This window comes from Spirillospora sp. NPDC029432 (genome assembly GCF_040703975.1).
Lineage (GTDB): Bacteria > Actinomycetota > Actinomycetes > Streptosporangiales > Streptosporangiaceae > Spirillospora.
This window is the reverse complement of the sequence record NZ_JBEZWH010000001.1, coordinates 267171-287849: the sequence shown is the minus strand read 5'-3', so window position 1 is coordinate 287849 and position 20679 is coordinate 267171. Positions and strand designations below refer to the sequence as shown.

20 protein-coding genes are annotated in these 20679 nt (G+C 74.5%); 13 read left to right on the top strand and 7 right to left on the bottom strand.

Going from position 1 to position 20679, the window contains the following annotated elements; genetic code table 11:
• Positions 1-44: 44 nt before the first annotated feature.
• The 3 genes from AB0881_RS01270 to AB0881_RS01260 form a co-directional block, all read right to left on the bottom strand.
• The gene (locus AB0881_RS01270) at positions 45-416 is read right to left on the bottom strand and encodes an MmcQ/YjbR family DNA-binding protein (protein ID WP_366613348.1); all 372 of its coding nucleotides are present in this window, start codon (positions 414-416) and stop codon (positions 45-47) included.
• 89 nt (positions 417-505) lie between these two features.
• Positions 506-940 carry an ester cyclase gene (locus AB0881_RS01265; RefSeq protein WP_366613346.1) on the bottom strand — a complete coding sequence of 145 codons (435 nt, stop codon included), beginning with the start codon at positions 938-940 and terminating at the stop codon, positions 506-508.
• A gap of 38 nt (positions 941-978) precedes the next feature.
• Entirely contained in the window at positions 979-3147 is a 2169-nt protein-coding gene (locus AB0881_RS01260) for an MMPL family transporter (protein WP_366613344.1), read from the bottom strand.
• Between the two features lie 149 nt (positions 3148-3296).
• Between AB0881_RS01260 and sigJ the strand changes: the two genes are divergently transcribed.
• The 11 genes from sigJ (at position 3297) to AB0881_RS01205 (ending at position 14386) form a co-directional block, all read left to right on the top strand.
• Positions 3297-4208: an RNA polymerase sigma factor SigJ gene (gene sigJ / locus AB0881_RS01255; RefSeq protein ID WP_366613342.1), complete on the top strand. Its 912-nt coding sequence runs from the start codon at positions 3297-3299 to the stop codon at positions 4206-4208.
• Positions 4209-4312: 104 nt separating this feature from the next.
• Positions 4313-4864, top strand: coding sequence for a dihydrofolate reductase family protein (locus tag AB0881_RS01250; RefSeq protein ID WP_366613340.1), 552 nt, complete (start codon positions 4313-4315; stop codon positions 4862-4864).
• Positions 4865-4972: 108 nt separating this feature from the next.
• Entirely contained in the window at positions 4973-6694 is a 1722-nt protein-coding gene (locus AB0881_RS01245; RefSeq protein WP_366613338.1) for a hypothetical protein, read from the top strand.
• A 76-nt stretch (positions 6695-6770) separates the two neighbouring features.
• Entirely contained in the window at positions 6771-7415 is a 645-nt protein-coding gene (locus tag AB0881_RS01240; RefSeq protein ID WP_366613336.1) for an RDD family protein, read from the top strand.
• Positions 7416-7510: 95 nt separating this feature from the next.
• A complete protein-coding gene (locus tag AB0881_RS01235) occupies positions 7511-9562 on the top strand; it encodes a BTAD domain-containing putative transcriptional regulator (RefSeq protein ID WP_366613334.1) in 2052 nt (683 codons plus the stop codon).
• A gap of 26 nt (positions 9563-9588) precedes the next feature.
• Positions 9589-9924, top strand: a complete 336-nt coding sequence (locus AB0881_RS01230) for a hypothetical protein (protein WP_366613332.1) — start codon at positions 9589-9591, stop codon at positions 9922-9924.
• A 119-nt stretch (positions 9925-10043) separates the two neighbouring features.
• Positions 10044-10328 (top strand): hypothetical protein, encoded by a 285-nt coding sequence (locus AB0881_RS01225; RefSeq protein ID WP_366613330.1) that lies wholly within the window; start codon positions 10044-10046, stop codon positions 10326-10328.
• A gap of 4 nt (positions 10329-10332) precedes the next feature.
• Positions 10333-11358, top strand: a complete 1026-nt coding sequence (locus tag AB0881_RS01220) for an MvdC/MvdD family ATP grasp protein (RefSeq protein WP_366613328.1) — start codon at positions 10333-10335, stop codon at positions 11356-11358.
• Between the two features lie 39 nt (positions 11359-11397).
• Positions 11398-11958, top strand: coding sequence for a MauE/DoxX family redox-associated membrane protein (locus tag AB0881_RS01215; RefSeq protein ID WP_366613326.1), 561 nt, complete (start codon positions 11398-11400; stop codon positions 11956-11958).
• Positions 11955-12521 (top strand): hypothetical protein, encoded by a 567-nt coding sequence (locus tag AB0881_RS01210; RefSeq protein WP_366613324.1) that lies wholly within the window; start codon positions 11955-11957, stop codon positions 12519-12521. The genes AB0881_RS01215 and AB0881_RS01210 overlap by 4 nt, the downstream gene beginning before the upstream one ends.
• A gap of 11 nt (positions 12522-12532) precedes the next feature.
• Entirely contained in the window at positions 12533-14386 is a 1854-nt protein-coding gene (locus AB0881_RS01205) for an ABC transporter ATP-binding protein (protein ID WP_366613322.1), read from the top strand.
• Positions 14387-14392: 6 nt separating this feature from the next.
• Here AB0881_RS01205 and AB0881_RS01200 read toward each other — a convergent pair whose 3' ends face one another.
• From AB0881_RS01200 to AB0881_RS01185, 4 genes are read right to left on the bottom strand one after another with little or no spacing between them, the layout of a single operon-like run.
• Positions 14393-14722: a DUF4387 domain-containing protein gene (locus AB0881_RS01200; protein WP_366613320.1), complete on the bottom strand. Its 330-nt coding sequence runs from the start codon at positions 14720-14722 to the stop codon at positions 14393-14395.
• Entirely contained in the window at positions 14715-16121 is a 1407-nt protein-coding gene (locus AB0881_RS01195; RefSeq protein ID WP_366613318.1) for an acyclic terpene utilization AtuA family protein, read from the bottom strand. The genes AB0881_RS01200 and AB0881_RS01195 overlap by 8 nt, the downstream gene beginning before the upstream one ends.
• Before the next feature lies 1 nt (position 16122).
• Entirely contained in the window at positions 16123-17115 is a 993-nt protein-coding gene (locus tag AB0881_RS01190) for a phosphoglycerate dehydrogenase (RefSeq protein WP_366613316.1), read from the bottom strand.
• A complete protein-coding gene (locus AB0881_RS01185) occupies positions 17112-18434 on the bottom strand; it encodes an MFS transporter (RefSeq protein WP_366613314.1) in 1323 nt (440 codons plus the stop codon). Before AB0881_RS01185 ends, AB0881_RS01190 begins: the two co-directional genes overlap by 4 nt.
• A gap of 101 nt (positions 18435-18535) precedes the next feature.
• Between AB0881_RS01185 and AB0881_RS01180 the strand changes: the two genes are divergently transcribed.
• Entirely contained in the window at positions 18536-19261 is a 726-nt protein-coding gene (locus AB0881_RS01180; protein WP_366613312.1) for a GntR family transcriptional regulator, read from the top strand.
• 145 nt (positions 19262-19406) lie between these two features.
• Positions 19407-20651 carry a serine hydrolase domain-containing protein gene (locus AB0881_RS01175; RefSeq protein ID WP_366613310.1) on the top strand — a complete coding sequence of 415 codons (1245 nt, stop codon included), beginning with the start codon at positions 19407-19409 and terminating at the stop codon, positions 20649-20651.
• Positions 20652-20679: the final 28 nt, after the last annotated feature.

The following is a 20679-nucleotide window of genomic DNA, read 5'->3' as shown; positions in this document are numbered from 1 at the left end:
TCGCCGCAATAGTCGGCGATCAACGGTGAGGACCCCGCGGACGGCTACCCGGGCTCGCCGCTCCGCGGCTCGATCCGCGCGGACAGCCGCTTCGGGGCGATCAGCCGGTAGCTGTCCTCGACGAGCTCGGCGATCTCGTCCCAGTCCTGGTCGACGTCCAGCCGCGCGCCCACCCAGCCCTTGGACCCGACGTACGGCGGGACGAAGAAGCGCTCGGGGTCCTCGGCCACCAGCGCCTCCTGCACGCCCGGCCCGGCCTTGAACATCATCGTCGTCCCGTCCTCGCTGGTCATCGTGAACAGCTTGTCCCGGATACGGAACGAGGGGGCGGTGTGCCCGCCGAACGGCTTCTCGGCCACCTCCGGAAGCGCAAGGCAGATGTCCCGCAGCCGTTCCAGCGCGTCACCGTCGCTCATGTCGTTCCCCCTCGTTCCGTACCGGGAAGGCCTGGTCGGGCAGGCACCCCACGTTACGGGCCGCGTCCGACAGAATCGGGCGGCGCCCGTCAGGCCGGGACCGCTCCGAGCTGCCGCAGCTGTGCGAGGACGTCGACGACCGCCCACGTCTCGGCGACCCGGCCGTCCTCGAAGCGGGCGATGACGACCTCCCTGTACGTGACGGTCCGGCCGGTCGGCGGCAGGCCCATGTACTCGCCGCGGTGGGTGCCGGTCACCGTGTTCCTGGAGGCGACCCTGTCCCCCTCGGCGATCACGTCCTCGACCGTGACGCGCAGGTCGGGGAACGCCCGGAGGAGCACGGCCAGCACCTCCTTCATGGCCTCCGCTCCCGTGGCCGCGAGCGGCAGCGGCGTGCGGACCCGCACGTCCGGCGCGACGACCTCGTCGATCATCCTGGATATGGTCTCCGCGTCGCCGGTGCTGACGGCGTCGTGGAGGCGGCACAGCACCGCCTTGTTCCTCGCTGCTTCGGATGTCGCCATGGGACTCCTCCTCGGGTCGGGCTCGGGTGCGCCGGTTTTCAGCGCCGTTCCACTTCCACTCGCGGCAGCAGCCGGGCCAGCGGGGCCGGCAGCCACCAGGCGCGGCGGCCCAGCAGCTCCATCGCCGCCGGGACGATCAGGCAGCGGATGACGACCGCGTCCACGAAGATCGCCACCGCCATGCCGAAGCCGCTCTGCTGGAGCAGCCGGTCGGGGCTGAGCATGAACGCGCCGAAGATGACGATCATGATCGAGCCGGCCGCGGTGATCACCGAGCCGGTGTGGGCCAGGCCCTCCCGCACGGCGCTGGACGGGTCGTCCCCGGAACGCGTCCACTCCTCGCGGATCCGGGAGATCAGGAAGATCTCGTAGTCCATCGAGAGCCCGAACACGATGGCGAAGACCATCACCGGCAGGTACGCCACGATCGGGCCGGGCTCCACGCCGAACCAGCCGTGCTGGAACACGAGCGTCATCGCGCCGAGGGCCGCGCCGATGCTGAGCAGGTTCAGCACCGCGGCCTTCAGCGGGACGAGCACCGAGCGGAACACCGCCATCAGCAGCAGCACCGAGAGGCCGACGACGATGGCCATGAACAGCGGCAGCCGGTCGGCGACCTTGCCCGCGTAGTCCTCGGCCGCGGCCGTGGCCCCGCCGACCAGGTACCGCGCCCCGGTCCGCGCGGACAGCTCCGGCAGCACGTCCTCGCGCAGGCCGCCGACGAGGTCGGAGGTCGCCTCGTCCTGCGGCGCGGAGGCGGGGAAGACGAGGACGGTCGCGGCGCGGCCGTCCGGCGTGGGCACCGGGTTCGCGGCGGCGGCGACGCCCTGGGTGCCGTTCAGCGTCCTGGCCGCCGCGGCCGCGGCCTGCGCGGCGCCGGACGGGCCGCCGTCGGTCACCACGAGGAGCGGGCCGTTGAACCCGGGCCCGAAGCCTTCGGAGAGCAGGTCGTACGCCTGCCGGCTCGTGGACTCCGGCGCGTCGCTCCCCGCGTCCGAGAAGCCGAGCCGCATGCCCAGCGCCGGGAAGGCGAGCGCGCCGAGGAGCACGCCCGCCGCGAGCAGGGCGGCCAGCGGGCGCCGCTGCACGGCGACCGCGAGCCGGCGCCACGCGGTGCCCTCGGCGGCGGCGCCCCGGGCCGCGCGCCGTTCGGCGCGCCGGGTGAACCGGCGGGCGAAGCGGCGGCCGAAGACGCCGAGCAGCGCGGGCAGCAGCGTGAGCGCGGCGAGCATGGTGACCAGCACGGTCAGCGCGACCGACAGCGCCATGCCCTGCAGCGACCCGAGGCCGAACGCGACCAGGCCGAGCAGCGCCAGGATGACGGTGCAGCCGGCGAAGAGCACCGACCGGCCCGCGGCGTCCATCGCCCGTACGGCGGCCTGCTCCGGCCCGGCGCCGCGCACCAGCTCGGCACGGTAGCGGGCGAAGATCAGCAGCGCGTAGTCGATGCCGACGCCGAGACCGACGAGGATCATCACCGGCGGGGTCCAGCCGGCGATCGTGAAGACGTGCGACGCCAGGACGATGCCGCCGACCGTGGAGCCGACGGCGAACAGGGCGATGACGATGGGCAGCCCGGCGGCGAGCACCGAGCCGAACATCAGGACCAGGATCACCAGCGCGGCCAGCAGGCCCGCGCCCTCGGCGGCGCCGGTACCGCCCTCGGCCAGCAGCCGCGCCGCGTCGCCGCCCAGCTCGGCCCGGAGGCCGCCGCCCTCGGCCCGCTGCGCGGTGTCGAGGATCCGCTGGGTGTCGGCCTTCGGCATGTCCTCCGCCGGGACGGTGAGCGCCACGGTGGCGTAGCCGATCGTGCCGTCCCGGGAGACGGCGCCCGCGCCGGTGGCATACGGGCTGCGGACCTGGGCGACCTTGGGCAGTCCCGCGACGTCGTCCAGCATCCTCTCCACGCGCTGCCGGACACCGGGCGCGCGCAGGCCGCCGCCGTCGTGCAGGACGATCTCCACGGTGTCGCCGGCGCGGGCGGCGCCGTGCGCGGCCAGCAGGTCGGCCGCCCGCTGCGACTCCGTCCCGGGGAGGGAGAAGTCGTTGCGGTAGTCGTCCCCCGCGGCCGACGCCGCGGCCCAGACGCCGCCCAGGACGGCCGTCCAGAGGATGATGGCGAGCCATCGGCGGCGATGGGCGAAGGCCGCGACGCGGACGAAGACTCCCCGCGGCTCTGGTGGTCGGGTGCCGCCTTCTCGGTTCAACTCGGTGAGTGTCATGATCTCTTTCCCGGAGGGTCGTCGGATGTCCACGGGCCGGCCGGGCTTCCGCAGCCTCTTGACGACGCGGGCCGCCGAGGTGTGACCCTGGCGGGGCGCTGTCACACCGGGACCGGGAGCGTCGTCAAGAGGGCATGGGATCTACAGAGCGGGACGTACGGGACGCCGAGGATCGGCTGGCGCGGGGCTTCGAGGCCCACCGCCCGCGGCTGCTGCGCGTCGCGTACACGATGACGGGCTCCCTGGCCGAGGCCGAGGACTGCGTGCAGGAGGCGTGGCTGCGGCTGCGCGGTCTCGACGACCCGGCGTCCGTGCGCGACCTCGCCGCCTGGCTGACGACCGCCGTCAGCAGGCTGGCGCTCGACGTCCTCGGCAGCGCGCGGGCGCGCCGGGAGCGGTACGTGGGCACGTGGCTGCCGGAGCCGCTGGTCGAGGCCCGCTCCCCCGACCCGGCCGAGCGGGTGACGCTGGACGAGTCGGTGAGCATGGCGCTGCTGGTCGTCCTGGAACGGCTCACCCCTGCCGAGCGCACCGCGTTCGTGCTGCACGACGTCTTCAGCGTCCCCTTCCCCGAGATCGCCGAGGTCGTCGGCCGCACGCCGGCGGCGGTCCGCCGGCTCGCCTCGCGGGCGCGCCGGCAGGTCGAGGAGGGACGGCCGCGGACCCCGGCGACGCCGGCCGAGCAGCGGGAGCTGGTGGCCGCGTTCTCGGCCGCCTGCCAGAACGGCGACCTGCCCGGCCTCATCGCCCTGCTCGACCCGGACGTCGTGCTGCGCGGCGACGGCGGCGGCAAGGTCTCCACGCTCCGGCACGTCGAGCGGGAGGCCGCGCGGGTGGCGCCCATGATGCTCGCGCATGCCCGCACCGCCGGGCCGCTGGACATCCTGCCGGCCGACGTCAACGGCGCTCCGGGACTGGTGGTCGTCGACGGCGACGGCGGGCTGTCGGTCATCGCGTTCACCGTCGACGCCGGGCTGATCACCGCGATCGATCTCGTGCGCAATCCCGACAAGCTCGTTAGGGTTCCGGACCTGGGGATCTCCTGAAACCAGGAAAAAATCTCGGCCGCGTGTCGATCCGCCGGGGCGCCGTTCGACCTGTGATCGACGGTACCCGTCCGCGGCGGCGGACGCGATCAAAGGAGCTTGCGATGGGTTTCATCAAGTCCAGCCTCTTCATCTCCCTCGACGGTGTCATCGAGGCGCCGGAGACCTGGCACTTCCCGTACTTCGACGACCAGATGGGCGCCGTCGTCGGCGAGCTGATGGCCGAGGCCGAGGCGACCCTCCTCGGCCGGCACACCTACGAGGGGTTCGCCTCCTACTGGCCGGACGCCGACCCGGCGGACCCGATGACCAAGACCATGAACAGCGCCCGCAAGTACGTGGTGTCGACCACGCTGACCGAGGCCACCTGGGAGAACAGCACGCTGATCAACGGCGATGTCGCGGCGGAGCTGACCCGGCTGAAGGCGGACACGCGGCTGGGCACGACCGGCAGCGCCGCGCTGGTGCGCTGGATGCTGGGGCAGGGCCTGATCGACGAGCTGCACCTGCTCGTGCACCCGATCGTCGTCGGGCACGGCGCGAAGCTCTTCGCCGACGGCGAGACCGTGCCGCTGAAGCTGCTGTCCTCGACGACCTTCGACGCCACCGGCGTGGTGCACCTCGTCTACACCAACGCGGACGCCCCCAAGGACTGAACCGCCGCCCGTCCGCTTCCGGCCGCGTGCCGCCCGGCACGCGGCCGGAGGCCGTCTCAACACGGCCGTTACCAACCGGTGCGCACAATGCGGGCGGGAGGTGCCCCGGTGCGGACGGTGGATCGCGAGCGCCACGCCGGTCTCGCCCGCCTGCTGCGGCTCGCGTACCTGGTGCTGGACGACGGCGACGCCCCGCTCATGCGCGCCCGCCGCGCCGCCGCCGGCGCGGCGCGGGCGCGGCGCGGTGGGTACCCCGCCATGCGGGCCCGGCTCGTCGCGATCCTCCTCACCGACCCGCCCGCCGGACGGCACCGGCTGCACCGCCTCCTCTTCGAGGCCGGGCCCGTGCCCCCGGGGCCGGTACGGGAGGCGCTGCGCGAGCTGTCGCCGTACGAGCGGCTCGCCTACCTGCTGCGCCGCGACGGCCTCACCGCGCCCGAGGTCGCGGCCGAGCTGCGCGCCCACGTCGACACCGGCTTCGGGGACGTGGACCGGATCACCGCCGCCGTGGACGGCCGGACGGGGCTGGACGAGGCCGCGCAGCGCGCCGAGATCGAGGCGTTCGAACCCGGCCTCGTCCGGCTGCGCCCGCCGCCCGCCGTCCCTACCGCGTGGCGCGCCGCCGTCGCGGGCCTGCTCGCGGCGGCGCTCGCGGCGGCCGCCGCGTTCGTCCTCACCCGGCCGGACGGGCGGACCGGCGGGCCCGCCGCGATCGACCCGCGCGCGTGGCAGGTGACCGGCGCGCCGGGCATCGGCCAGTGGCCCGCGCAGGGCGGGCTGCGGCACGACACCGGGCTGCTGCGCCGCGCCGCCGAGGCCTGGCGGGCCGACCGCCGCGAACCGCCGCTGGGCCGCGTCTTCGTCCTGTACGCCGGGACGGTGGACGGCGCGTCCCTCGTCGTCCTGCGCGACTCCCCCGGCCGGGACGCGCCCAGCGTGGCGCAGTACTTCGAGCGGCGCCTGTCGCGCGGCGTGGAGTCGGTGCGCCGGCTCGGGACGGGCAGCGGGCAGCTGATCATGGTGGGCATGACGTGGCGCTACCTCGTCCCGCCGTGGCTGCGGGACGTGCGGGCGGCGGTGCCGTCCGGGAGCGCGCCGGACTGGCGGCCGCTGGCGGTCCGGGACGGGCTGAGCGATCCGCTGCCGTGGCACTGGTTCACGCCGCGCTGCCAGAACCACGTGGCGTTCCAGATGACGTTCCGGCCGGCCGCGGGCGGGCCGCCGCGGACGGTCACGCAGCTCGCCTCGCACAGCCCGCGGTCGGCGGCGCCGCGCGTGCTGTTCCGCGAAGGACCGAAACGAGATACGGAGCGGGAGGAGAGGTTCCGGTGGGCGGCGCTGCGGGCCGTCGCCTGCGAGGGCGCGGCGACGCTGGGCGAGGCGGGCGACCTGCTGCTGGGCCGGCTGTGGAGCGGCGAGCTGCCCGACGGCGGCGGCCGGGCGACGCTGCTGACGGTGGACGAGTCCGCGCCGGGCCGCGCCGCGGGCACCGCCGTGCTGATCTCCGACGCCGGGCGGGCGCTGTCGGAGCGCGGCGGGACGAACAGCGCCACCGCCGCGTCCGCCGGGACGATGGCCGCCGCCCTGTGGTGGCGGTCGCCGCGGCGCTGGCATCTGGTGGCGGCGGCGGGCCCGGACATCGTGAAGCTGAAGGCGGCCGGCGAGCTGGGCACCCACGAGGCCGAGGGACACGGGCCGGACTGGACGCGCCTGCTGGTGGTGCCGGGTCCGCGCGCCGGCGGCCGGCCCCCGGAGACGGCCCGCCTCCCGGTCGTCCAGGTCGTGGCCTACGAACGCGACGGGGACCGCACGGTCGTCGACCCCGCGTGAGAACGCGGCCTGAAGAACGCGGACATTGGCCGAGGTCGGCCGGGGCGTGCGGGCGCGGAATCCCTAACATGATCGCATGACGCAACCGCAACCCGGTCCCGAAGAGCAGCCGCCGCCCTTCGGCGGGACCTATGGCCAGCAGCAGCCGTACGGGCAGGTCCCCCAGGGGCCGTCCCCGTACGGCCAGGGCGAGCAGGGGCAGCCCTACGGCGGGGTCCCCGGCTACGGGGCCGGGTCGTACGGCGGGCTGGCCAGCCGCTGGGCGCGGCTCGGCGCGCTCATCCTCGACAACCTCCTGCTCGGTGTCGTCAGCACGGTCGTGTCGCTGCCGTTCATCGACTGGGACGCCATGATGGACCCGAACGCCCCCATGACCTCCAACGGGTACATCGTCGGCAACCTCGTCAGCAGCGGGATCTCCACCGTGCTCGGCTTCTTCTACTTCTGGCTGATGCACGCCCGCAAGGGGCAGACGCTCGGCAAGATGGCCCTCGGCATCCGGGTGGTGCGGGAGCAGGACGGCGGGGCGATCAGCTCGGGGACGGCCGCGTGGCGGTACGGCGTGCAGATCCTGCTGGCCATCCCGTGCGGGCTGGGCAGCCTCCTGGACGCGCTGTGGATCCTGTGGGACCCGCGCAAGCAGACCCTGCACGACAAGGCCGCCCACACCCTCGTTGTCAAGGTCGAGCCGGGCATGCCCGACCCGTACGCCGAGCGCTGAGGCCGGGCGCGGGAAATCGGCTTCCGGGACTCCTTGTACGGCCTTCGGTACCGACCTAACGTCGATCTTGACTGGGACGACGAAGGGCGCTGTCGATGGCCGACCCTGCCGACGACACCCTGACCGGGGACCCCTGCCGCCGCGATCCGGACGGCGCGGAGTTCCTGATCCTCGGGGAGCTGGCCGTGCGCACCGGCGGGCGGCTCGTGCCGCTGCCGGGGCCGAGCGTGCGCGCGCTGCTGAGCGCGCTGCTGCTCACCCCGGGCGACATCGTGGGCGAGGACCGGCTGCTCACCCTGGCCTGGGGCGCCGACAAGGGCAGCCGCCGCGCGCTCCAGTGCGCCGCGACCCGGCTGCGGACATGGCTGCGGACAGCCCTGGGTCCGGACGCGCGGCTGGAGCACGCGGGCTCGGGATACCGGCTCGCGGTGCCGGACGGGGCGGTCGACATCGGCCGTTTCCGGACACTTGTCGCCGCGTACGCCCGGACCCGCGATCCGGAACGCGGCCTCGCCCTGCTGGCGGCGGCGCTCCGGGAGTGGCGCGGGCCGGTGCTGGGCGGGCGGCCCGAACCGGTCGCCGACGACCCGGCCGTCCGGGAGGTGGAGCAGGCGCGGATCGACTGCGCGGCCGCGCTCGCCGACCTGGCGCTCCGGCTGGACCGGCCGGACGCCGCGATCGCGCTGGTGGAGGACGTCGCGGCCGGCGCGCCCTACGACGAGCCCCTCCAGGCGCGGCTCATCCGGCTGATGGCCGCCTGCGGCCGGAACGCGGCGGCGCTGCGCCAGGTGGAGCGGGTCCGGCGGCGGCTGGCCGACGAGCTGGGCGTCGCCCCGTCCCGCGAGGTGCTGGACGCGCACGCGGCCGCGCTGAACGGCGACCGCTGCCGCGCCCCCGTACCGCGGCAGCTGCCGGCGGCGATCTGCGACTTCACCGGGCGCCGGGACGAGGTCGCGGCGCTCAGCGGCCCGCTGCTGTCCGGTTCCGGCCGCGGCGGGCCGGTACTGCTGGTGGTCAACGGGACGGCCGGGGTCGGGAAGACCGCCCTGGCCGTCCATGTGGCCCACCGCGCGGCGGCGCTGTTCGTCCACGGGCAGCTGTACGCGGTGCTGCGCGGGCCCGGTTCGCGGCCGGTGGACCCCGCCGAGGTGCTGGCGGGGTTCTTACGGATCCTCGGGGTGGACGACGAGCACGTCCCGCGGTCCCTGGACGAGCGGTCGTCGCTGTTCCGCTCGCGCGTCGCGGGCCGCCGCGTCCTGCTGCTCCTGGACGACACCATGGACGACGCGCAGCTGCGCCCGCTGATCCCGGGCACGCCCGGCTGCGCCGTGCTGGTCACGGGGCGCGTCCCGCTGGCCGGGCTGACCGGCGCGCGGACGCTGCGGCTGGACGTGCCGCCCCACGACGACGCGGTCGCGCTGCTCGGCCGCGCCGCCGGCCGGGACGGGGTGGCCGCCGACCCGGCCGCGGCCGACATCGTCCGGATGTGCGGGCGACTGCCGCTGGCGGTGCGCGTCGCCGGGGTGCGGCTCGCCCACCGGCCCGGGTCGAGCCCGGCCCGGCTCGCCGGGCTGCTGCGTCCCGAGCACCGCAGGCTGGACGAGCTGGCCGTCCGCGGCATGGCGGTCCGGGCCCGGCTGCGCGAGAACTACGAGGACCTCGACCCGGCGCACGGGCACGCGTTCCGGCTGCTCGGGCTGCTGCGCACGGCGACGTTCCCGGAGTGGGCCGCCACCGCGGCCCTCGGCACCTCCCCGGAGGCGGCCCGCGCGCACCTGGAGGCGCTGGCGGACGCCGCGCTGCTGGACCCGCTGGGCGAGGACGCCGCGGGCCAGGTCCGGTACGGCATGCCCGTCCTGCTCAGGCTCTACGCGCGAGAGCTTGCGCATGCCCTGGACCGGCCCCGGACGCGGGAGGCGGCGCTGCGCCGCGCGTTCGCCGGCTGGCTACGCCGCGCGGAGCGGGCCGCGGCCGAGCTCGCCGCCGCCACCGGGCCGCCGACCTGGTTCGAGGCGGAGGACGAGGCGCTCGCGGCGGTCATCGAGCAGACCGCGGCGCACGGGTTCCACGATCTCGGCGCGCGGCTGCTGCGGGCGACGCTCGGCTACCGCGCCCGGTGCCGTGAGAGCGGGCTGAGAGCGAACTGAGAGCGGTCATCGGCGACGATGCGTCCGTGATCGAGGAACCCCGCCCCGGCGACTCCCCCGCGACCGCCCACGACGAGCATCCGCTGCCGGGAGGCCCGGCGTTCCTCCGCTTCGACCGTCCCGAACTCCACGAGGGCTCGATGGTGGTGCGGGCGGTCCCGGCGGACGTCCGCGCGCACCGCAGGCACGCGCCCGGCACACCGCTCGCCTACCTGTACGAGGTCGTCTCCGAGTGGGAGCCGGAGCACGACCTCGCCTTCACGGCCGGGCACTTCGACGAGACCGGCCTGGTGTGGCGGTTCTCGGGCGAGGTGACCGGGATCGCCGGGATCACCGAGCCGTCCGCCTCGCCCCCGCCCTGAGCGTCTCGATCCGTCCAGTCCTGTCCGTCCAGTCCTGCCCTTGAGCTCCGTCCTGGCAGCCGTGCCACGACGGCAGGTCCGAAGGTCGCCGCGCCCGCGGTGACGAAGGAGGTCGCCCCATGTCCGACACCCTGACCCGAGAGCCGCTGCACACCGCGCTCTCCTTCCTCGAAGGCGTCCACGTCGAGCCGCAGCAGCCGGCCGACCCGCGCCTGCAGCCCCTCGCCTACCTGTACTCCGCCGACTGGGAGGGCCAGGTCGCGGACCGGATGCCCGGCCACTACGACGAGAACACCCAGACGTGGGTCGCCCCGCCCGGGCTGCCCACGGCCGGTATCGCCACCTACACCAACACCAGCTGCTATCAGGGTTCGGACCGCTGCCGGGACGACACCTGCGCCTGACGCGATGACCGCATCCGATCCCCGGGTCCTCATCCTGACCCAGGAGTTCGACCCGACGGTCGATCCGGTCATCACGGCCCTGTCCGAGCAGGGGACCGAGGTCGTGCGCGTGGACCTGAGCTACTTCCCGCGCCGGCTGACGTTCACCACCTCGGACTTCGGGGACGGCGGCCGGCGGGTACTGCGCCACAAGGACCGGGAGCTGGATCTCGACCGGCTCTCGGCGGTGTGGTACCGCCGGCCCACCGCCTTCGACTTCGGGCCGGACATGCCGGAACCGGAGAAGCTGTTCGCGCGCAAGGAGGCCATGCAGGCCATCGGCGGCATCCTGCGCGCGACCGACTGCCTCTGGGTCAACCGCCCGGACATCGACGCGATCGGGGAGCTCAAGCCGTACCAGCTGGAGCTGGCCAAGCGGCTCGGGTTCCGCGTACCGCGGACGCTGCTCACCAACGATCCGGCGGAGGTGGCCGCCCTGCTGGACGGGGACGGCCCGCCGATCGTCTACAAGTCGCAGATCGGCGGGGTGATCCACTACCCGGGCGCGTTCCCGGGCGGGCTGCTCACCGCCGTCGTCGGCGACGAGATCAGGGAGAACCTGGACCGGGTCGGCCACACGATGTGCATGTTCCAGGAGTACGTCGAGAAGGCCTACGAGGTCCGGCTCACCGTGATCGGGAACACCTACTTCCCGGTGACGATCAATTCGCAGGAGATGGATTCCACCAGGGTGGACTGGCGCGGGGAGGCCGGCGAGGTCGCCGTGCTGCCCTACGGCGAGTACCACCCGCTGCCGGAGGAGGTCGTCAAGCGGACCCAGGCGCTGCTGGCGGAGCTGAACGCGGTGTACGCCGCGGTCGACTTCATCGTCACGCCGGAGGGCGAGCACGTGTTCCTGGAGGTGAACCCGGCCGGCCAGTTCATGTGGATGGAGCATGACCTGGAGCTGCCGCTCGGCGCGTGCATGGCGGACCTGCTCAAGCGGGGCGGTCCGTTCCGGCGCGGCGACGCGGTGCAGGTCGGGTACTGATCCACCGGCACGGAAGAGAGCTAGAAAGGAGCGGGCGGCGTGGCCGACGCGATGGCCCACCTGACGATCGGCTGCCAGGCGGCCGTCGCGGTCACGTTCGCCCGCTCCTGCGCCGCCAAGGTCGCCGGCCGGGACGCCTTCGCGAACTTCCGGTCCTGGCTGGCCGGGGCCGTGCGGGTCCCGGCGGCGCTCGCCGGACCGGCCGCCGCCGGTGCCGTCGCCGCCGAGGCGGCCGCGGCGGCGGCGCTGCTCGTGCCGCCGCTCGTCCCCTTCGGTTTCGCGACCGCGGCCGTGCTGCTGGCCGTCTTCACCGCGGCGGTGCTGTCGATGATGCGGCGCCGGGTACGGGTGCCGTGCCGGTGCTTCGGCGCGGGCACGCGGCCGCCGGGCGTCCCGCACGTCGTACGGAACCTGGTGCTGCTCCTGGCCGCCGGCGGCGGCGCGGCGATGGCGCTGTCCGGGGACGGCCCGCCGCCGGCCGGCGCGGCGGCGGTGCTCGCCGCGGTCGCGGGCGCGGCGGCCGCCCTGCTGCTGATCGATCTGGAGGAGATCGTCGATCTCGTCCGCCCCCTGGCCGCTACCAGCGAGGAGACCCCATGACGGTGTCCACGGCCGCGGTCGCGGTCGTCGGCGTGCTGTGCCTGGCCAACATCGCGCTGACGCTCGCGGTGATCCGGCGGCTGAACGAGCAGGCCCGGCTGCTGGCCGGGCGCGGCGGCGCCCCCGCCGCCGGCTACCCCCCGCCGCTGGAGGTCGAGCCCGGCGAGCGGGTCGGGGACTTCACCGTCGCCGCCATGGACGGGACGCCGGTGTCCCGCGCCGACCTGCGCGGGTCGACGCTGATGGCGTTCATGGCGCCCGGATGCCAGTCGTGCGAGCACAGCCTGCCGGAGTTCCTCGCCCGCGCCGGCGCGGCGCCCGGCGGCCGGGACCACGTCCTCGCCGTGGTGCTGGGCAAGGGCCCCGGCCGGGACGAGCTGTGCGCGGAGCTGGCTCCGGTGGCGCGGGTGCTGACCGAGGAGGAGGAGAACGGGCCGCTCATCCAGGCGTTCGGCGTCGGCGCGCTGCCCGCGTTCGCCGTCCTGGCGGAGGACGTGATGGTGGCGAGCTACGCGCTGCCCGAGCGCATCCCCGTCCCCGTACCGGGCGACGCCCCCGCGTGAGCGAAGTCCGCGTGAACGAAGTCCGTGTGGACGAGGAGGAGCCGCGCTACTCGGCGGGCTCGCTGCGGGCGGTGGCGGAGCTGGCCTGGTCTTCCGGGCGCGGGCGGCTGGTGCTGCGCGCCGTCCTCGCCGTCGTGGCGAGCGCCGTCCCGGTGGCGCTGGCGTGGCTGACCAAGACCGTCCTGGACGGGCTGGCCGATCCGGGCCGGCCGCTGCTGGTGCCCGTCCTGCTGCTGGCGCTGGCCGGGGTGGCGGCGGCCGTCCTGCCGCACGCCGTCCCGTACGTGGAGGCGGAGCTCGGGCGGGCCATCGACCTGATCTGCCGGCGGCGGCTGTACGCGGCGGTGGCGCGGCTGCCCGGGCTGCGGCATCTGGAGGACCCGCGGTTCCAGGACCGGCTCGCGCTCGCCGGCGAGACCGGGTCGTCCGGGCCGGCGGAGGTGGTCGGCGGCACGCTCGCGGGCGTCCAGGGGACGCTCATGCTCGGCGGCTTCCTCGGCACTCTCGCCGTCCTGAACCCGTGGATGCTCCTCCCCGTCGGGCTCGCGGGACTGGTCGCGCTGAACGGGCAGTTCCGGCTGAGCCGCTACCGGGCGCGCGTCCACGGCCGGCTCGGGCACGCCACCCGCCGCGAGTTCTTCTACGCCCAGCTGCTGAACAGCACCAGCGCCGCCAAGGAGGTCCGCCTGTACGGGCTGGGCGGGCTGTTCGGCGCGCGGATGCTGACCGAGCTGCGCTGGATCAACGGCCAGCGGCGCCGGATGGACCGCCGGGAGCTGCTCGTCCAGGGCGTGCACGGCGCGCTGGGCGCGGTCGTCGCCGGGGCGGGCCTGGTGTGGGCGGTGAGCGCGGCGCGGCAGGGCCGGCTGACGGTGGGCGATGTGGCGATGTTCGTCGCGGCCGTCGCCGGCGTCCAGGACGGCCTGGCCATCATGATCAGCAGCGCGGGCCGTACCCACGAGGCGATGCTGCTGTTCGGCCACTACCGCTTCGTGGTCGAGACGGAGCCCGACCTGCCGGAGCCGCCGGAGCCGCGCGCCGCCGTCCGCCCCCTCCGGTCGGGCGTCGAGCTGCGGGACGTCTGGTTCCGCTACGGCGACGACCTGCCGTGGGTGCTGCGCGGCGTCTCGCTGACGATCCCGGCGGACGGCGCGACCGCGCTGGTCGGGCCGAACGGCGCCGGGAAGAGCACGCTGGTCAAGCTGCTGTGCCGGTTCTACGACCCGACGCGCGGCGCGGTGCTGTGGGACGGCGTCGACCTGCGCGACCTGCCGGTCGAGGAGCTGCGGCGCCGCATCGGCGGGGTCTTCCAGGACTACGTCTGCTACGACCTCACCGCCGCCGACAACATCGGCCTCGGCGACACCGGCGCGCTCGGCGACCTGGACCGCATCGCGGCCGCCGCGCGCCGGGCCGGGATCCACGAGACCCTGGAGGCGCTGCCGCGCGGCTACGGCACGATGCTGTCACGCGCGTTCGACACGCCCTCCCACGACGACCCCGGCACCGGGGTGATGCTGTCCGGCGGGCAGTGGCAGCGGGTCGCTCTCGCCCGCGCCCTCCTCCGCGACCGGACCGACCTGCTGATCCTGGACGAGCCGAGCGCGGGCCTGGACGCCGAGGCCGAGCACGAGACGCACCGGACGCTGCGCGAGCACCGCGCCGGCCGGGCGGGCCTGCTCATCTCGCACCGCCTCAACACCGTCCGGGACGCCGACACGATCGCGGTGCTGTCCGGCGGCGAGGTCGTCGAGCGCGGCGCCCACGACGCCCTGATGGAGGCGGACGGCCTGTACGCGCGCATGTTCCGCCTCCAGGCGTCCGGCTACCAGCGGGAGCGGGAGCAGGACCGCGCCTGGTCGTGACGGCCGTCAGGCCTCCGGGGGCGCCAGCGCGGCCAGCGGGACGTGGTGCTGGCCCGCGTGGATGTCGCGGTCGCGCGGGCTCCCCTGGGGCACCGGCCGGGGGAACGAGATCTTCACGACGTTGAGCGCGGGGATGCGGAAGATCTGGATCGTCGCCGGGTCGAGGCGGTAGAGCCGCGCGACGACCTCCTCGTTGATGAAGTCCGCGTCGGCGACCGTCGCGTACCCCTCGGCGTCGCGCATGAACAGCTCCATGGTGACCCAGAAGGGCCCGGCGTTCTTGGAACGGACCTCCAGGGCCAGTTCGCCCAGCGTGGGCCGGTGGCCGTCAGTCACGGGAGTCCCCCTCGGCGATCTCGATGCGGAACATGTCGGTGGGCTCGTCGACGTCCACGACGTGGTTGAGCGCGAACTCGTACGCCGGGCCGCGCTCGGTCTCGGCGGGCGAGGTCGCGAAGGCGAAGCTCGGCAGGTGGTCCATGTCGGGGGTGGGGAGGTGGAGCAGCAGCGGGTTCGCGATCTTGGCGATGGCGGTGGCCGTGGCCTGGTCCGTGGCGTTGACCAGCAGCATCACCCCGACCTCGCGGGGCGGCCCGGTCGCCGGGTCGATGTCCTGGAGGACGGCGTCGTACCCGTACAGGCGGATGTCGAGCGCGTACGCGGAGGGTTCGAGGTCCAGCGTCTGCCGTACGCGCCCGGTGACGACCTCGCGCAGCAGCGCCGCCCACTCCTCGATCCGGGCGAGGATGTGCGGGTCCCGGACGGCGCTGAACGACATGGTCTCGTAGCCCGTGACGCGGGCGCCCTCCAGCTTGACCGTGTACTGGTGCGCGGGCTCGAACCGCGATCCCTCGACGCGGACGCGGCGGGCGTCCAGCGCGGTGTACGTCGCGTCCGCAACCGCGAGCGTGCCCGCCGGCTCCCGCATCCGGAAGGGGTCGACGGTCTCGTACAGCATGTGGGCCGCCACCGACGTGGGCGTGCAGGCGTTGGCGGGGTCCAGCGGCTCGATGGTGAAGCCGTCCCGGTCGATGGTGGCGAGGACGCCGCCGGCGCGCGGGTCGGTGGTGCACTGCCCGCCGCACTCGACGATCTTGGAGGCGTGCCAGGTGGGGCCGGCCGGCATGCCCATCAGCAGCGGGTACGCGGCGGCGACGGCGGTGTCGGTGGCCCGGCCGGCGAGGACGACGTCGGCCCCGGCCCGCAGCGCCTCCGCGATGGGCTCGTGACCCATCATCCCGACGATGTGCCGGCAGGCGTCGAGGGTGGCGGCGTCCAGGTCGCCCATCGGCGGCAGCGGGTGGATCCGTCCCTCGCCGAGCCGCTTTTTGAGCGCGGCGGCCCGCTGCTCGCTGTAGATCCGGGCGACCCTCAGGTCCAGGCCCTCCTCGCGCAGGATCCCGGCGACGATCCCCGCGACCCAGTCGACGCCGGAGTCGGTGCCGCTCGTACCGCAGGAGCCGACGATCAGCGGGATGCCGGCGCCGGCCGCGGCCCGCAGCAGGATCCGCAGGTCGCGGGCCACGGCCGCGGCGGTCGTCTTGGCCGTGCCCGAGCCCAGGTAGTACGGGCCGGAGTCGGTGGAGCCGCCGTCGATGGCGATCACGTCGGCCCCGAGCCGGACGCCCCGGTCGATCGTCTCCGGCGGGAACCCCGCCCCGACCATCCCGCTCGGGGCCAGGACCCTGACCGCCTCCCGCTCGCCTGGATCCTCGGTCGCGGACGTACTCGTCATCTCAATCCTCGTCTCTCTGGAACAGGTGGGCGTTGAGGGAGGTCCGGGGGCGGCCCCGCAGGGCGGCGACCAGTTCCCGGGCGCCGTCGAGGCCGGCGGCGCGCCGCGCCTCGGCGGTCTGCCCGGCCAGGTGGGAGTAGACCGTGATGCCGGGGACGTCCCGCAGCGGGCTGCCCGCCGGCAGCGGCTCGGTGGCCGTGACGTCGAGGGCGGCCCCGGCGAGCCGGCCCGCGCGCACGGCGGCGGCCAGCGCCGCCTCGTCCACGATGGCGCCGCGGGCGGTGTTGACGAGGTGCGCCGTCGGCTTCATCCGGGCGAGCGCGGCCGCGTCGATCAGGTGCCGGGTGGCCGGCGTGAGCGCCGTGTGGACGGAGAGGTAGTCCGCCGCGGTCAGCAGTTCGGGAAGCCCCACGAACCGCGCGGCGGCGTCGCGGCGCCCGCTCTCCGGAACGCTCGTCGTGCACAGCACCGTCATGCCGAAGGCGCGGGCGAGCGGCACGACGGCCCGCGCCGCCGCGCCGTACCCGAGGAGGCCGAGGGTCCTGCCGCGCAGCTCGTGGCCGTCCTCGCGCGGCCAGCCGCCGGCCCGCACCCCGGCGGCGGCCGGGACCAGCCGGCGGGCCTGCGCCAGCAGCAGCGCCATCGTGTACTCGGCGACGGCGTTGGCGTTGACGCCGGGCAGGTTGCTCACCGACACGCCCGCGCGGGTCGCGGCGTCGACGTCGACGGAGTCGTACCCCACGCCGGTGCGCACCACCGCGCGGAGGTCCGGGGCGTTCGCGAACACCTCGGCGGTCATCGGCTCGTTGCCGATCAGCGCGCCCTCGGCACCGGCCAGGATCGCGACGAGCTCGGCGTGCCCGCGGGGACCCCGCGGCGGGCGGTGCCGGGTGGCGAAACCGGCGTCGCGCAGGAAGGCGTCCACCTCGTCGCCGGGCACCAGGTAGTCGGTGGTGACGAGAACGGTCGGCGCGGCGGTCGGCGGGGCGCTCATCCGACGCTCTCGCTCTCGCTCGCGGTCGTGCCGCTCGCGCGCCGGAGCCGGTCGATCCGTACGACCAGCAGCACGGCGACGGCGGTCAGGAAGGCGATGTGCAGCAGCATCAGATGCCAGCCCGTGACATCGACGGCCAGGCCGACGAGCGCCGGTCCCGCGACTCCGCCGCCGGCCCAGCCGACCGTGTACAGGCCGGTGTAGGTGCCGAGCACGCGGCTGGACGGCGCCAGGTTCCACAGCACGACGACCGCGTTGATCACGAATCCGGCGGCGCCGGCCGCCGCGAGGCACATCGCGGCGACGGTGACCGCCGGCGTCTGGACGGCGGTCCCGAGGATCATCCCCGCGCCGAAGACGGCCATCCCGGCGGCCATCACCCGCAGCCGCCCGAACCGCTCGGCGAGCAGCGCGGCGGGGAACGCGGCCAGGATGTACGCGATCCCGCTCGGCAGTGTCAGCCCGCCCGCCTCGCCGTCGGAGAGGCCGAGGGTCTCCACGCCGTACGGGGTCATCAGGGAGCGCGACGCGAACCACGCCCCCGCGAAGACGAACACGGCGACGATCAGCAGCAGCCGGCTCCGGTCGGGATCGCGGACCAGCTCACCGATGATCGTCCTGATGCTGAGCCTGGCACCGGTGCCGCGCGCCCCGCCGGCCGCCGCGCCTGCGTCCTCGTCTGCGTCCTTGTCCTCCGCGAGCGCGGCCTGGTAGGCGGCCGAGCGGCTGTCGCGCACCCGCCAGACGAGCACGCCCGCCGCGACCAGCATGAGCCCGGACGGCACGGCGAACGCCAGCTTCGGGTGGTCGTCGACCAGCAGCAGGCTGACCAGCGCGGCGACGATGGTGGTCAGCGCCGACGCGATCTTCACGGCGGCGTTCGCCCGGCTCCGCCGCGCGGGCTCGATGAAGTCCGGCATGAGGGACTCGCTGACCGGCTTGAAGCTGTTCATCACCAGCGCGTACAGGAAGATCACGAGGATCAGCCAGCCGAGCGAGGTCGCCTGCGGGATGAGCAGGAACAGCAGGGCGCCCACCGGCATCATGACCGCCAGGTACGGGATCCGGCGCCCCCAGGCCGTCCGGGTGTTGTCGGACCGGTTGCCCATCCACGGCTGGATGAAGACGCCCAGCAGGTTGTCCATGCCCATGAGCAGCCCGATGACGGCGGCGCTGGCGACATGGTCGCGCAGCAGTTCGGGCACCCGGTTGTCGTAGAAGTTCCAGGTCGACTCCTGGGCGAACACCGCCAGGGCCACGTAGAACGTGATCCTCCGGGTATCGGCCGGACCGCTCTCGGCTCGCGTCGCGCTGGCCATGTACGTCCTCCTCGCATGTGGCCCGAGTCACCGTACTTGCCATAGCAAAAATGTCAATACACAGCATCAGCACTTGCCATCGCTGCTGTTATCGTGGGCGCATGATGGTCAAGTCGACGGCGGACCGGCCCGGAACGAGCGGCGAGACGCGCGCCGACCACGCGTACCGGGCCCTCCGGGAGGCGATCGGCGCGGGCACGCTGCGTCCGGGCGAGAAGGTGACCGAGCGGGGCCTGGCCGAGCGGCTCGCGGTCAGCCCCACGCCGGTGCGCGAGGCGCTGCGCCGGCTCGAGCAGGACGGCCTCATCCAGCGCACCGGACCCCGCACGGTCGTCGTCGCCGACATCGCCGAGCGCGCCATCGACGACCTCGCCGAGGTCGAGGTGGGCCTGCGGGGCCTGGTGGCCCGGTTCGCGGCCCGGCACGCGACGCCCGCGCAGCTCGACGCGCTCGACGCGATCCTCGACGCCGCCGACGACCTGCTGATCGTCATCGTGACCCGGCACCGGAACGGCGAGGACGTCGACCGGCACGTCGCCGCGCTGCTCGACCGGATGCAGGAGTTCAACGACGCGGTGAACGCGTGCGCGGCCAACCCGGTGCTGATCCGGCTCCTGGAGCAGTCCCAGGTCTTCTCCCGGCCCGAGCGCCGGGCGCTGCGGCTGGAGAAGATCGCCGCGGACGACGGTTTCGGCCTGGACCGCTACTCCAGCCACCGCGCCCTGGTGCGCGCCCTCCGGGAGGGCGACTCGGCGACCGCGGAACGGCTGGTCATCGAGGACGCCCAGGGCGGCCTGGCGGCGCTCCTGGCCCGCCCCCGCCGCTGACGGCGCCCCGCCTCGCGGTAGTGCTGGCTACACCACGTTTCTTCCTGTGTGCGTTATGGAGCCGGGCGGCGCGGACCGAGATTCTGGAGGCGTTCCAGAGAAACGTCCCCCGCTCCACCGTCCAGGTGGTTTCTGAGGAGTCACGGTGCCAGCGCACATCCAGCCCGCCGCCCGTCCGAACGTCCCGTCCCCGCGCCGCCGGAGGCCGTCGCGCGCCATCGCGGGGGCGGTGGCCGGAGCCCTCGCCGTGGGCGGCCTGTCGGGGTGCGCCACCGGCACCAAGGCCGACGCCGAAGCGGAGATCGGCGCGGCCAAGAACGAGCTCGCCGTGCAGAAGGCGATGCAGCAAGTGGTGAAGGCAGGATTCCCCGGGGTGCTGGTCTCCGTCACGGGCAAGGACGGCAAGACCCGCGACTACTCGGCGGGCGTCGGCGACCGCGAGACGGGCGAGGCGCCGCCGAAGAACGGCTACGTGCGCATCGCCAGCAACACCAAGTCGTTCGTCGCCGCGACCGTCCTCCAGCTGGTCGGCGAGGGCAAGGTGCGGCTGGACGCGCCGATCGACACGTACCTGCCGGGCGTGGTCGAGGGGCCGGACTACAGCGGCAAGAAGATCACCGTCCGGCATCTGCTCGGCCACAGCAGCGGCCTCCCGGACTACACCCGGTGGGTGGACGCGGACACCAGGAACGTCCCGGACACGACGTACACGGCGGAGCAGCTGCTCAAGCCCGCACTGAAGCACAAGGCGGAGTTCCCCGCCGGCCAGAAGCGGAGCTACAGCAACACCAACTACATCATCGCCGGGATGCTCGTGGAGAAGGCCACCGGCGAGCCGGTGGGCGAGGCGGTCACCGAGCGGGTCATCGACCGGCTCGGGCTCCGGCACACCCGGTGGCCGAAGCCCGGGGAGAAGATCCTGCCGAAGCCGCGCATGGAGGGGTACGTGGCGCCGCCCGGCGGGAAGCTGCGGAAGGCCACCGATCTCGACCCGTCCGTGTCCGGCGCCGCCGGCATGCTGGTCTCCCGGCCGCGCGACCTCAACGCCTACTTCGCCGGGCTGATCGGCGGCAGGCTGATGCCGGCCGCGCAGCTGGCGGAGATGCGGAAGACCGTCAAGGAGGAGGGCGGCATGCCGAACACCGTGTTCGGGCTCGGCCTCGACAAGATCACGCTGTCCTGCGGCGACATCTGGGGGCACGGCGGCGACATCCACGGCTTCCACTCCCGCGGCGGCGCCGCCGCCGACGGCCGCGCGGTCACCGTCGTGACCAACACCCTGCCGGCCGCGATCATCTCCGAGCAGTCCTCGATGGAGGCCATGGAGAAGGAGGCCATGAAGAAGATGGAGGTCGTCATGGACCTGGTCGACACGGCCATCTGCAAGTAGCGGGACCGCCCCGCCCGGGCGCGGAGGG

What these genes read in the sequence shown, in the direction of transcription:
- AB0881_RS01240 (WP_366613336.1), top strand. Translation starts at nt 6,771, where the DNA reads ATGACGCAACCGCAACCCGGTCCCGAAGAGCAGCCGCCGCCCTTCGGC.
- AB0881_RS01190 (WP_366613316.1), bottom strand. Translation starts at nt 17,115, where the DNA reads ATGAGCGCCCCGCCGACCGCCGCGCCGACCGTTCTCGTCACCACCGAC.
- AB0881_RS01250 (WP_366613340.1), top strand. Translation starts at nt 4,313, where the DNA reads ATGGGTTTCATCAAGTCCAGCCTCTTCATCTCCCTCGACGGTGTCATC.
- AB0881_RS01180 (WP_366613312.1), top strand. Translation starts at nt 18,536, where the DNA reads ATGATGGTCAAGTCGACGGCGGACCGGCCCGGAACGAGCGGCGAGACG.
- AB0881_RS01270 (WP_366613348.1), bottom strand. Translation starts at nt 416, where the DNA reads ATGAGCGACGGTGACGCGCTGGAACGGCTGCGGGACATCTGCCTTGCG.
- AB0881_RS01195 (WP_366613318.1), bottom strand. Translation starts at nt 16,121, where the DNA reads ATGACGAGTACGTCCGCGACCGAGGATCCAGGCGAGCGGGAGGCGGTC.
- AB0881_RS01185 (WP_366613314.1), bottom strand. Translation starts at nt 18,434, where the DNA reads ATGGCCAGCGCGACGCGAGCCGAGAGCGGTCCGGCCGATACCCGGAGG.
- sigJ (WP_366613342.1), top strand. Translation starts at nt 3,297, where the DNA reads ATGGGATCTACAGAGCGGGACGTACGGGACGCCGAGGATCGGCTGGCG.
- AB0881_RS01210 (WP_366613324.1), top strand. Translation starts at nt 11,955, where the DNA reads ATGACGGTGTCCACGGCCGCGGTCGCGGTCGTCGGCGTGCTGTGCCTG.
- AB0881_RS01235 (WP_366613334.1), top strand. Translation starts at nt 7,511, where the DNA reads ATGGCCGACCCTGCCGACGACACCCTGACCGGGGACCCCTGCCGCCGC.
- AB0881_RS01265 (WP_366613346.1), bottom strand. Translation starts at nt 940, where the DNA reads ATGGCGACATCCGAAGCAGCGAGGAACAAGGCGGTGCTGTGCCGCCTC.
- AB0881_RS01220 (WP_366613328.1), top strand. Translation starts at nt 10,333, where the DNA reads ATGACCGCATCCGATCCCCGGGTCCTCATCCTGACCCAGGAGTTCGAC.
- AB0881_RS01225 (WP_366613330.1), top strand. Translation starts at nt 10,044, where the DNA reads ATGTCCGACACCCTGACCCGAGAGCCGCTGCACACCGCGCTCTCCTTC.